Below are 11,752 nucleotides of genomic sequence, written 5' to 3'. Positions count from 1 at the left end.
CCGGCCGGGGCACCGCGCTCTCGACACAAGGAGCTTACGGGTCAGTCCCGCTGAGCGTCCTTGGGCAGCTTGCGCCACTTCACCGAGGTGTCGGCGTCGTACGCGAAGTCGAGCATCTTCTGCGCGTCCGGGTAGCGGTCCGCGGCGTCGTTGAGGATGACTCCCACGACCGTACGGCCATCGCGCTCGGCGGCGAACACCAGGCAGGGACCGGCGGGGGTGGTGGTCCCTGTCTTGACTCCGATGGCGCCCTTGTACGAGCCCAGGAGGCGGTTGGTGTTGTCCCAGGAGTAGTACCGGGTACGGCCGTTGGCCGCCGGTGCTTCCTGCTTGCTGGACACCGACTTGACGACCGTCTGGAACGTGGAGTTCTCCATCGCCCGCTGTGTCAGCTCCGCCACGTCGCGGGGCGTCGAGAAGTTCTCGCTGCTCGCCGAGACACCGTCGAAGGAGTCGTAGTGGGTGTTGGTGAGCCCCAGGTCCTTCGCCTTGGCGTTCATCTTGGAGACGAACGACTTGGTGCGCTCGGCCACGGTGTCGCCGGTGCCGAACGTGTCGGCCAGCGCCATCGCCGCGTCGCAGCCCGACGGGAGCATCATCCCGTACAGCAGCTGGTTCACGGTCAGCTTGTCGCCGGTCTGCAGGTCCGCCGTGCTGGCCTCCGTCTTGGTGACGTAGTCCCGGTAGTCCTGCTTGACGGTGATCTGCTTGTCGAGATCCACGTTCTTGGTCTCGAGTACCACGAGCGCGGCCATGATCTTCGTAGTGCTCGCCATCGGACGCTTGGTGTCGGCGTCCTTGGCCATCAGTTCCTCGTCGGAACCGGTGTCGAGCAGGTACGCGCCCTTGGCACTGACCTCCGGCGGTTCGGTCGATGCCTGAGCCACCGCCACCGGGACCACGATCGCCACGGCCACCGTGGACGCGACCGCCGCCACCTTCCAGCGACGGGTCACGGTTCCACGACGTTTATGCATTCGCCCTCCGTTTGAGTCGAAAATCGATTCGGCGGGCGCATCGTCTCACTGTACGCAGGGCGAACATGCTTCGGGGTAGGACATACCGGAAGGTGTCCGCGGGGTGGCGGACCGTCAACCCCCGCTGTGGGCACACCAAGAAGACGCCGCATGCCACGGCGGCGTCGAGCGTCGGCGGAAGCGCACCGATCAGGGGCAGCGGCTCGCGAGGACGCAGAACTCGTTCCCCTCCGGGTCGGCGAGCGTGACCCAGCTTTCCTCGCCCTTCTGGCCGACGTCGGCGTGTCGGGCGCCCAGGTCGAGCAGGCGACGGACCTCTTCGTCCTGCACCTCGTAGTCGAGGACCGAGCACCAGAACCCGGCGAGAGCGCGGGGATCGGCACAGTCGATCGCAAGCTCGGTGAACTTACTGGCCACGTCAGGACCTCCAAGTCAGGCAGAGGGCAGGCCCCTGGCGGAAAGTCTGCCCCATTCCCCTCGGAACGGAAGGAACGGGCGTTCGGTTCGTTGCGGGCCGCATACCCTACGCAGGACCGCACCGCCCGCCCCCGCGCGTTCGAGGAGAGCACCGATGCCCGCCGATGGCCAGACCCCACAGACACTCGGCTTCGCACCCGAGCAGATCAACACGGGTCGGCCGCACCCCGCCCGCATGTACGACTACTACCTCGGCGGCAAGGACCACTATTCGGTCGACGCGGAGGCGGCCGAGGAGGTGTTACGCCGTACGCCGCAGGTGCGGGACAGCACGCGCGGGAACCGGGCGTGGATGCATCGGGCGGTGCGGTATCTGGCGGAGACGGCGGGCGTGCGGCAGTTCCTCGACCTGGGCACGGGGGTGCCCACCTCACCGAATCTGCATGAGGTCGCCCAGCAGGTGGATCCGGCCTGCCGGGTGCTGTACATGGACAACGATCCCATCGTCCTGGCGCACGCCAGGGCCTTGCTGACGTCCGGACCGGCCGGTCGCGTGGCCTACCGGCACGGGGATCTGCACCAGCCCGCCGCCGTACTCGACGAGGCGCGCGCGGCGGACATCTTCGACTGGGACCGGCCCATCGCGCTGATCCTCTCCGCCATCATTCACTTCGTCCCCGACGAGGCGGACCCGGCGGCCCTCATCCGCACCTACTGCGACGCCCTGCCCGACGGCAGCTACCTGGCGATGTCGCACGCGACCGGCGACTACTCCCCCACCACCTCCGCCGGAGCCGCCGTCTACGCCGAGCGCAAGGTCGCCGCTCCGATGGTGCTGCGCAGCTACGCCGACGTCCGCCGGCTGTTCGGCGGAACGCGTCCGGTGGAGCCCGGAGTGGTACGGCTGCCCGAGTGGCATCCCGAACTCGGCCCCGCGCCACGGCCGGAGGACGGACTGGGCTACGACCCTGAGCGGGTGTGGGCCTTCGCCGGGGTCGCCGAGATCCGGCCCCGCGGGCTCTCCTGACGTACGCCCGCACCTCACCAGCGGACCGCGGTGAAGTCGACCGGCCGGGGCCGGAGCAGCCGGGTGCGTTCCGCCAGGGCGCACAGCCGCCGGGACATCTGGTCGGCGGTCAGACGGTGGCGGTCGCCGTGGCCCGGCAGGACCCATTCGTATCGCAGCGTTTCGGCCACCCTGCCCAGGGAGCGGGCCAGTTCCTCGATGGAGTACCAGGTCACGCTGTCCGCGACGGCCAGATCACCGGTCGTACGGGACCAGTAGAAGCTGTCGCCGCTGAAGCAGTACCGGCCATCCGCGAGGTAGAGCACACTGCCCCGGGTGTGGCCGGGCAGCGGATGGGCGGTGACCCCCTCGGCGATCTCCAGCGGTTCGAGCCCCCGGATCACCCGGTCCGCGTCCGGCGCCGCGTCGAGGTCGCCCTCGTGGATCCACAGCCGGGCGCCGAAGTGGTCCGCGTAGCGGCGGCCGTGTGCGGCGTGATCGCGGTGCGTGAGCAGCACATCGGTGACGGGGGCCGACTCCCCGTACCGCGCGGCGAGTTCCTGGCTCCAGCGGGGAGTGTCGATCATCATGGCCGTGCCGGACGGCCGCAGGAGCAGATAGGAGTTGGCCCCGGCGGTGTGCGGGGAGTTGTGCCCACAGATCAGGACGGTGTCGTCCAGGGCCATGGGAAAGGGGTCCAGCGTCCGGTCCGGCCGTCCGGACGCCGGGCGGATCGAGCGGGTGGGGCACGCGAACGCGGCGGCATGGAGGCCGCGGGTCTCCGCCGTGTCCTTCGGCTGCCGCAGGATCCGTGACTTTCCCTCGATCTCGCCGATCAGCCCGGGCGCGAGCTGGCGGGCCGCGTCGCAGTTCGTACAGCGGTCGTCCACGTACCAGCCGTCCATGGCATGGCTCCTTCGGGGAGATCAGGGGAGGGACGGCCCCGACCGGGGCCGTGCCTTCAGGGGTATCCCACCCGGTGCGGGAATCGGTAGGCCCTGCCGATCTTGTATTTCGACCCCCGGGTCACTCTGACGGCCCGGCGGGGCGTAGGGTATTTGCGGTGATTTGCGTAGACATCGCCATCGTCAGCTGGCTTCCTCGGGGCCCTGGCCCTCGGCCGTGGCCGCCGCTCGTTTGCGGGCTCGATAGGCCGCGGCCTTGACGCGGTTGCCGCATGCGTCCATCCCGCACCAGGTGCGCCGGGCGCCGCGTGAGCGGTCGAGGTAGATGCGTGTGCAGCCACCGCGGCCGCACTCCTTGAGGCAGGCGTCGGGGTCGGCGAGCAGGGCGATACCGGTTCTGGCCAGGTGGGAGAGCACTGCCGGGAGGTCTCCCGCCATCCGCAGCCCCGCGTCACTGAGTTCGACCGTGGGGACGGGCCCGGCGGCCGTGGCGTTGGCAATCTTCAGGCTGCCCGGGTCGAAGGGCCGGTTGCGCACGCGGTCGAGGGCGAGCCGGTAGATCGCCTCTCGTAGCGACAGTGCGGATTCGTAGGTGGCGACGTCGGCGGTCACCCGGTCGGGGAGCGCGTCGCATCGGGCCACCCACCGCTCCAGGTCCGCGGGCGCCGCCAGGGTGTCGATGGGCTCGCCCCGACGGGACAGCACGGTGCCGGTCAGATCGAGGGCCGGGTTGCCGCTCACATACGCGAAATCCACGTCACCATCTTGACCGGTGACGAGGCCGATGGCAACGTCGTCACCAGCTGAACCGGTGATTCCCGTACGAGCACAGGAGAGCGCGTGGCCGAGATCCGCGACATCGAGGTCGTCGTCTTCGACGTCCTCGGAACCCTGGTCGACGAACCAGGCGGGCTCCGCGCGGCCCTGCGCGAGGCGGTGCCCGGACCGGACGACACGTCCGTCGACGCGCTGCTCACCGTGTGGCAGCGGCATGTCGAACGCGAGCAGCAGCGCATCGCGCAAGGGCGCCGTGCGTACGTCAACACCGACACCATCGACGCGGAGGCCGCCGGGCGGGTGGCCGACCATGCCGGACTCACGGATCCGGCGGCCATCGCCCGGCTGGCGACAGCGGGGCGGCGCCTGCCTCCCTGGCCCGACTCGGCCACCGGTCTCGAACGGCTCGCGCGGCACTTCCCGGTACTCGGGCTCTCCAACGCGAGCCACACCGCTCTGCTGCGGCTCGACGCACATGCCGGGCTGCGCTGGCACCAGGCCGTGTCCGCCGAGGCCGCGGCGGCCTACAAGCCCGCGCCGGAGGTCTATCGGCTCGCCATCGACACCGCCGGATGCGCACCGGAACGCGTACTCATGGTGGCCGCCCACGCCTGGGACCTCCGGGGCGCCCGGGCGGCGGGCATGCGGACCGCCTACGTCCGGCGACCGGCCGGGGATCCGCCGACCGGCTCCGATGCGTTCGACGGGCGGTTCAACGGACTGGACGAGCTGACCACCGCGCTGACGGCACCTCTCGCTCAGGCGCCGACGTAGGCCGCCAGGTGTTCGCCGGTGAGGGTGGAGCGGGCGGCGACGAGGTCGGCGGGAGTGCCCTCGAAGACGATCCGGCCGCCGTCGTGGCCCGCGCCCGGGCCGAGGTCGATGATCCAGTCGGCATGCGCCATCACCGCCTGGTGATGCTCGATGACGATGACCGACTTACCGGAGTCGACCAGCCGGTCGAGCAGGCCGAGCAGATGCTCGACATCGGCGAGGTGCAGACCGGTGGTCGGCTCGTCCAGGACGTAGACGCCGCCCTTCTCGGCCATGTGCGTGGCCAGCTTGAGCCGCTGCCGCTCACCGCCGGACAGCGTGGTGAGCGGCTGGCCCAGGCTGAGGTAGCCGAGCCCGACGTCGGCGAGGCGGCCGAGGATGCGGTGGGCGGCCGGGGTGCGCGCCTCGCCCGCGCCGAAGAACTCCTCGGCCTCGGCCACCGACATCGCCAGCACCTCGCTGATGTCGCGGCCGCCGAGGTGGTGGTCCAGCACCGACGCCTGGAACCGCTTCCCGTCGCACTCCTCGCAGGTGGTCGCGACACCGGCCATCATCCCCAGGTCGGTGAAGATGACACCCGCGCCGTTGCAATGGGGGCAGGCGCCCTCGGAGTTGGCGCTGAACAGCGCGGGCTTCACGCCGCCCGCCTTCGCGAACGCCTTGCGGATCGGGTCGAGCAGCCCGGTGTACGTCGCCGGGTTGCTGCGCCGGGAGCCGCGGATCCCGCTCTGGTCGATCGCCACCACACCCGCCTCGGCGGCCTCCGGGCTGCCCACCAGCGAGCCGTGCATGAGCGAGCTCTTGCCGGAACCGGCCACGCCGGTGACGGCGACCAGCACTCCGAGCGGGATGTCGACGTCGATGTCGCGCAGGTTGTGCGCCGTCGCGCCGCGGATCGGCAGGGTGCCGGTGGACGTCCGTACCGTCTTCTTGAGGGCGGCCCGGTCGTCGAAGTGGCGGCCGGTGATGGTGCCACCGGTCCGCAGCCCCTCGACGGTGCCCTCGAAACAGACGCTGCCGCCCGCCGTACCCGCACCGGGGCCGAGGTCGACCACATGGTCGGCGATGGCGATCGTCTCCGGCTTGTGCTCCACGACGAGCACCGTGTTGCCCTTGTCCCGCAGCCGCAGCAGCAGGTTGTTCATGCGCTGGATGTCATGGGGGTGCAGCCCGATGGTGGGCTCGTCGAAGACATAGGTGACGTCGGTGAGCGAGGAGCCGAGGTGGCGGATCATCTTGACGCGCTGCGCCTCGCCGCCCGACAGCGTGCCCGACGGCCGGTCGAGCGAGAGATAGCCGAGGCCGATCTCCACGAACGATTCGACGGTGTGCAGCAGCGCGGCGAGCAGCGGCGCCACCGTCGGCTCGGACAGGCCGCGGACCCAGGTGGCCAGATCGCTGATCTGCATCGCGCAGGCGTCGGCGATGTTGACTCCGCCGATCCGCGAGGACCGGGCCCCCTCGGTGAGCCGGGTGCCGTCGCACTCGGGGCAGGTGGTGAAGGTGACCGCGCGGTCCACGAACGCCCGGATGTGCGGCTGCATCGCCTCCCGGTCCTTGGCCAGGATCGACTTCTGGAGCTTGGGGATCAGCCCCTCGTAGGTGAGGTTGACGCCGTTGACCTTCACCTTGGTCGGCTCGCCGTACAGGAAGTCCTGCATCTCCTTCTTGGTGAACCCGCGGATCGGCTTGTCCGGGTCGAGGAAGCCCGACTGGGCGTAGAGCCCGACGGTCCACACGTTGTCCGACTTCCAGCCGGGGATGGTGAACGCGCCCTCGGAGATCGACTTGGAGTCGTCGTAGAGCTGAGTGAGGTCGATGTCGGAGACCGCGCCCCGGCCCTCGCAGCGCGGGCACATGCCGCCGGTCCGGCTGAAGGTCGCCTTCACGGTCTTGCTGTTGCCTCGTTCGACCGTGATCGCGCCACTCGCCCGGACCGAGGGGACGTTGAAGGCGAACGCGCCGGGCGGGCCGATGTGCGGCTGCCCGAGCCTGCTGAAGAGGATGCGCAGCATCGCGTTGGCGTCGGTGGCGGTGCCGACCGTGGAGCGGGGGTCGGCGCCCATCCGCTGCTGGTCGACGATGATCGCGGTGGTGAGCCCGTCGAGCACGTCGACCTCGGGCCGTGCCTGCGTCGGCATGAAGCCCTGTACGAAGGTGCTGTAGGTCTCGTTGATCATCCGCTGGGACTCGGCGGCGATGGTGTTGAACACCAGCGAGCTCTTGCCCGAGCCGGAGACCCCGGTGAACACCGTCAGCCTGCGCTTCGGGATCTCGATGCTGACGTCCTTGAGGTTGTTCTCGCGCGCACCGTGCACGCGGATCAGGTCGTGGCTGTCGGCAACGTGCGATGCGGGCGGCGACTGCGTGTCCGTCCTCGTGGGCTTGCTCATCGTGTCTCCATCGGTGGGATGGGGCCGCCGTCGCGGTCCCGTCGGCATCGCCTGGCTCGGCCTGACCGGCTTCGAGCAGTATGTCTCGCCCCCCGGCGCTCGCGCTTCTCCATCTCTGACCGGTCTCTGATCGCTCTCCGACCGGCCCCCGGTCAGCCCCGGAGGTTGCCGCACGGTGCCGTCCGGGAGAACACCGGGAAGCCCCGGGATGACATATTCGCCCCAGGCAACTGACCAGGACTTTCCGGCACAACCCACTCCCTGGGAGCGCTGTCTGAGTGGGTGATCATCCACCCGTTCCCCGAAGGGGTAATTCCGCATGGCTCAGCGCAGAATCCTCGCCTCCACCGCCACCGCCGTACTCGCCGCCGCCTTAGCCGGGGCCATGCTCTGGGCGCCCGCCGCCCGGGCGGACACGGCGGCCACGGCGTCGCAGGCCACCCTCGCCCACGAGGACGGCGTGCTCTCGTACCTCGCCGCCGCCGGACAGACGAACAAGCTGACGGTCTCCACGGAGAACATCGACGCCGACCCCGACGAGTTCGGCACCGACTTCCTCATCACCTTCCGCGACCGGGCCGGCATGGCCATCGACGCGTCGGCGGCGCAGTGGGACAAGTGCGCGTACCCCTCGGCGGCCGATCACACCACCGTACGGTGCGTCATCCCCGAGCCCCTGGGCTCCGACGACTCGACCACCTTCGAGGTCTTCCTCGGCGATGGCGCCGACACCGCGACGGTCGACGGCGGGGCCGGTACGATCGCCGCGATCCGTGGCGGCTCCGGCAACGACGTCCTCAAGGGCACCGGGCAGAACGACTTCCGGGGCGAGGACGGCAACGACCGCATCGACGGCGGCGACGGCATGGGGGCCGGAGGCGGCCCGGGCGACGACATCATCACCGGTGCCTGCGACTACGAGTGCCGCGGCGACGCCGGGAACGACACCCTCACCGGAACCGGCGGTGCCGACAACCTGTACGGCGACGACGGTGACGACATCCTGCGCGCCGGGGCCGACAACGACTACGTATACGGCGGTAAGGGCAACGACACGCTGTACGGCGAAGACGGCAACGACACGCTGTACGGCAACAGTGGCAACGACACGCTGTACGGCGGCAAGGGCACGGACACGCTCTCCGGCGGGCCGGGCACCAACAAGGTCTACCAGGACTGACGGCGCCAGCCGTCTCCCGAGGCCGCGGCGGTCATCGCCGCGGCCTTCGCCACGTTCATGACCATGACCTCTGGTCTCGGTGCGTGACAGGTGTCTACAACAAAATACCCTGTTTCTCTACTGCTTTGGCATTTTCATGATCCACGCGCGCCAGGACACAAGGAATTAATCGCTCCGGAAAGACCCGACCGGCTCCTTCCCGGAAACCACGGGGTCCCGGGACTAAGATTTCCCTAGGAACATCTCCAAGGGGTGTTCAGCGGCGTCGCGCCGAATATCCTACCGCCCGGATAGTCGCCAAATGTAGGACGCGCACTTCCAGCATTGACGAGTCCATTCCGGTTCCGGGCGTGCTGGAAAACGGCACCGGCTTCGTGATCAAAGATGCCGACAGGGGGAAGCTCAGCAGTGTTGGTGGAACGAAGAAAATTACTGGAACAGCTCGATGATCTCCTGGTGCAGTCCGCGCGGGGCAGGGGGGCCATCGCGGCGGTCAGCGGTTCGACGGCGATGGGCAAGACCACGGTGCTCAACGCCCTGGCGGAGCGGGCCACCGCGGCGGGCAGCACGGTGCTCGGTGTGGTGAGTTCGCCGCACGAGCGCGACGTCCCGTACAGCGCCCTCGCCCAACTTCTGCAGGCGGTGCGGGCCCTGCGGGCGGACGCGGACGTGTCCGCCGTTCCCGTCCCGCCCGTTCCCGGACCGCCCGTTCCCGGACCGCCCGTGGCCGAGGACGATTCGCTTGCCGTCTCGGGGCAGACGTACCAGCTCATCGCCGATCTGGCGGCCCGGCGTCCGCTGCTGATCACGGTGGACGACATCCAGCACACCGACACGGCCAGCCTCTCGTGTCTGCGCTATCTCGCGCAGCGCATGAACCGGCTCTGCCTCGCGCTGGTGTTCACGCGCGGGGTCTCCGTCGAGGAGCAGCCGCCACGCATCCTGCACGACCTGCTGTACCGGACGAGCGTGCGCCGTTTCCACCTGGGGCCGCTCTCCCGGGTGGGCATCAGGGAGCTGGCCGCGAGCCGTCCCCCGGCCCCTTCGCCGTCCCCTCCCTCGGACCAGTTCATCGCCGAGATACACGCCCTGAGCGGCGGCAATCCGCTGCTCGCGCAGGCGCTCATCGAGGAGGGAGGGGTGTCGGTCGGGCCCGTCTTCCATCAGGCGGTCCTCGCGTATCTGCACCGGATCGGCCCGCGCGCGGTCCTGCTCGCCCGCTGTGTGGCGCTGTTGGACGAGGCGGCCACGCCGTTGCTGCTGAGCCGGTTGAGCGGTATCGACACGGAACTGCTGAAACGCTACCTCCGGTTGCTCGCCGGTATCGGCGTGCTGCACGGTGCGCGGCTGCGGCACGCGGGCGTACGGCAGGCGGTCCTCGGCGAGATGCCGCACGACGAGGCGACGCAGCTGCGGTGCCGCGCCGCCCGGCTGCTGTACGACAGCGGGGCGCCGCCCCAGGCGGTCGCCGCGCACCTGCTCGGCGCCGGTCCGCTGCACGAGGACTGGGTGCTGGACGTGCTGCGGGATGCCGCCTGCCAGGCCCTGAACGAAGGCGACGTACAACGCGGCATCCGGTGTCTTGAGCTGGCCCGCGAATGCTGCGTGGACGAGGCGCAGCGCCTGGCGGTGAAGTCGCAATATGCCTGCGGCCAGTGGCAGTTGCGGCCCGCCGACTCAGCCCCGCACTTCCTCGCGCTCAAGGGCCCCATCGTCGAGGGAAAGCTGACGGGCGACGACGCGCTGTGGGCCGCCGAGGGCATGCTGTTCCACCTCGGCTTCGACGAGGCGCTGGCGGCCGTCGAGCATCTCAACGACGGCGACGAGGGGATGGCGACCGCGCTGCACGGCATGCGGATGCTCATGGCCTCGGAGGTCCCCGGGGTGCTCGACCGGCTGCGCCGTCCGCTGCCCGCCACCGCCGCCCCGGCCACGTCCCACTCCGAGCTGCGCGCCAGACACGCCCTCGCGCTGGTGATGGAGCGGGGGGCCGACGAGTACGCCATCGCCCTGGCCGAGCAGGTGTTCCAGAGCAGCCAGAACGCGGTGACCTCGCAGCTCAGCAGCTTACCGAAGGCGCTGCTCGCCCTGTGCTACGCGGATCGGCTCGACGCGGCGGCCAAGTGGCACGACCAGCTGGCGAACGACGCGGAGCGCCACGACGCCCCGGCCTGGCGGGCGCAGATCGCCTGCGTCGGCGCCCTCGTCTCGCTGCGCCGGGGCAGGCTGGCGGACGCCGTGCGCCAGGCGGAGGCGGCGTACGCCCGGCTGTCCGGGCCGAGATGGAACGTCAGCAGCGCGCTGGCGCTGGCGATCCTCGTCGAAGCCCATACGGCGATGGGCGACCACCGGGCCGCGGCCGGGTATCTGACGCCGGAGCCGCCGCCCGAGCTGTTCCTCACCCGCGCGGGGCTGCACTATCTGTACGCGCGCGGCCGCCACCATCTCGCCACCGGCAACACGTATCTGGCGCTGTCCGACTTCCAGGGGTGTGGCAGCCTGATGCGGCGCTGGAACGTCGACACTCCCGCCGTGGCGCCCTGGCGGCTGGGCGAGGCCGAGGCGTGGCTGCGGCTGGGCGACCGGGAGCGGGCGGCCCGGCTCGTCGAGAAGCAGCTCGCGAGGCCGGACACCGGGCTCACCCGGTCGCGCGGCATGGCCCTGCACAGCCTGGCGCTGGTCCAGCCGCCCGCCAAGCAGCCCCCCGTACTGCGGGACGCGTTCCGCCTGCTGGAGAGCAGTGGCGCGCGGTACGAGGCGGCCGCCGTGCTGGCCGATCTCAGCCGTGCGTACCAGCAGCTGGGGGACAAGCGGGCCCGGCCGACCGCGCGGCGGGCGTGGCGGCTGGCCAAGAGCTGCCAGGCGGAGCCGCTGTGCCAGGAGCTGCTTCCGACGTCCACGCCGCGGAGCATCGGCACCCAAGGGAGCGCGGGGCCGCGCGAGGGCGACCGCGCGGGCCAGGACACGTTCGGCGGGCTGAGCGAATCCGAGCGGCGCGTCGCCATGCTGGCCGCCCAGGGATATGCCAACCGAGAGATCGCCGACCGGCTGTTCATCACGGTCAGCACCGTGGAACAGCATCTGACCCGCGTCTACCGCAAGATGGGCATCAGGAACCGCGAGCAGCTGTTGCAGGGCGCCCACGCCGTCAGTTACGAGTCCGCCTGACCCCTTCCCTCCGGCCCCGGCGAGGGGCCGTCGTCCGCCCGTCCCGTCTCCCGGCGGGGCGGGCGGACGTGCGGGTGGGTGCCGCGCCGCCGCCGCGCGGGACACGGCCTCCTAGGGGGCTCTACGGGTAGCTAGGGGCGGGTGGCGGAGCCGAC

Annotated in this window: 9 protein-coding genes; 4 read left to right on the top strand and 5 right to left on the bottom strand. The window is 70.5% G+C overall.

Features of this window, described 5'->3' with window-relative positions:
• Positions 1-41: 41 nt before the first annotated feature.
• Positions 42-977: a D-alanyl-D-alanine carboxypeptidase family protein gene (locus tag ACZ59A_RS15330; protein ID WP_470958480.1), complete on the bottom strand. Its 936-nt coding sequence runs from the start codon at positions 975-977 to the stop codon at positions 42-44.
• Between the two features lie 189 nt (positions 978-1,166).
• On the bottom strand, positions 1,167-1,394 hold the full coding sequence (locus ACZ59A_RS15325) for a VOC family protein (RefSeq protein WP_470958477.1): 228 nt from the start codon (positions 1,392-1,394) through the stop codon (positions 1,167-1,169).
• A gap of 154 nt (positions 1,395-1,548) precedes the next feature.
• Here ACZ59A_RS15325 and ACZ59A_RS15320 point away from each other — a divergent pair, with 154 nt between their 5' ends.
• Positions 1,549-2,421 carry an SAM-dependent methyltransferase gene (locus ACZ59A_RS15320; protein WP_470958474.1) on the top strand — a complete coding sequence of 291 codons (873 nt, stop codon included), beginning with the start codon at positions 1,549-1,551 and terminating at the stop codon, positions 2,419-2,421.
• Positions 2,422-2,435: 14 nt separating this feature from the next.
• Here ACZ59A_RS15320 and ACZ59A_RS15315 read toward each other — a convergent pair whose 3' ends face one another.
• Both ACZ59A_RS15315 and ACZ59A_RS15310 read right to left on the bottom strand, forming a co-directional pair.
• Positions 2,436-3,305, bottom strand: a complete 870-nt coding sequence (locus ACZ59A_RS15315; RefSeq protein ID WP_470958472.1) for an MBL fold metallo-hydrolase — start codon at positions 3,303-3,305, stop codon at positions 2,436-2,438.
• Positions 3,306-3,488: 183 nt separating this feature from the next.
• The gene (locus ACZ59A_RS15310; RefSeq protein ID WP_470958469.1) at positions 3,489-4,061 is read right to left on the bottom strand and encodes a CGNR zinc finger domain-containing protein; all 573 of its coding nucleotides are present in this window, start codon (positions 4,059-4,061) and stop codon (positions 3,489-3,491) included.
• Between the two features lie 84 nt (positions 4,062-4,145).
• Between ACZ59A_RS15310 and ACZ59A_RS15305 the strand changes: the two genes are divergently transcribed.
• Entirely contained in the window at positions 4,146-4,856 is a 711-nt protein-coding gene (locus ACZ59A_RS15305) for a haloacid dehalogenase type II (protein ID WP_470958466.1), read from the top strand.
• On the opposite strand, the gene ACZ59A_RS15300 is transcribed toward ACZ59A_RS15305, so the two are convergent.
• Positions 4,841-5,302: an ATP-binding cassette domain-containing protein gene (locus ACZ59A_RS15300; RefSeq protein WP_470959659.1), complete on the bottom strand. Its 462-nt coding sequence runs from the start codon at positions 5,300-5,302 to the stop codon at positions 4,841-4,843. The genes ACZ59A_RS15305 and ACZ59A_RS15300 overlap by 16 nt on opposite strands.
• Positions 5,303-7,568: 2,266 nt before the next feature.
• On the opposite strand from ACZ59A_RS15300, the gene ACZ59A_RS15295 reads away from it, so the two are divergent.
• Together ACZ59A_RS15295 and ACZ59A_RS15290 are read left to right on the top strand one after the other, a co-directional pair.
• A complete protein-coding gene (locus tag ACZ59A_RS15295) occupies positions 7,569-8,429 on the top strand; it encodes a calcium-binding protein (protein ID WP_470958464.1) in 861 nt (286 codons plus the stop codon).
• Positions 8,430-8,813: 384 nt separating this feature from the next.
• On the top strand, positions 8,814-11,597 hold the full coding sequence (locus ACZ59A_RS15290; RefSeq protein ID WP_470958462.1) for an AAA family ATPase: 2,784 nt from the start codon (positions 8,814-8,816) through the stop codon (positions 11,595-11,597).
• Positions 11,598-11,752: the final 155 nt, after the last annotated feature.

The organism is Streptomyces sp. NPDC040405, assembly GCF_055595765.1.
Note: the sequence above shows the minus strand (reverse complement) of the source record. Positions and strands in the feature narration are given on the sequence as shown.

Excerpts from the sequence above, each read along its gene's own strand:
- ACZ59A_RS15290 (WP_470958462.1), top strand. The coding sequence starts at position 8,814 with ATGCCGACAGGGGGAAGCTCAGCAGTGTTGGTGGAACGAAGAAAATTA.
- ACZ59A_RS15315 (WP_470958472.1), bottom strand. The coding sequence starts at position 3,305 with ATGGACGGCTGGTACGTGGACGACCGCTGTACGAACTGCGACGCGGCC.
- ACZ59A_RS15300 (WP_470959659.1), bottom strand. The coding sequence starts at position 5,302 with ATGTCGGTGGCCGAGGCCGAGGAGTTCTTCGGCGCGGGCGAGGCGCGC.
- ACZ59A_RS15295 (WP_470958464.1), top strand. The coding sequence starts at position 7,569 with ATGGCTCAGCGCAGAATCCTCGCCTCCACCGCCACCGCCGTACTCGCC.
- ACZ59A_RS15330 (WP_470958480.1), bottom strand. The coding sequence starts at position 977 with ATGCATAAACGTCGTGGAACCGTGACCCGTCGCTGGAAGGTGGCGGCG.
- ACZ59A_RS15320 (WP_470958474.1), top strand. The coding sequence starts at position 1,549 with ATGCCCGCCGATGGCCAGACCCCACAGACACTCGGCTTCGCACCCGAG.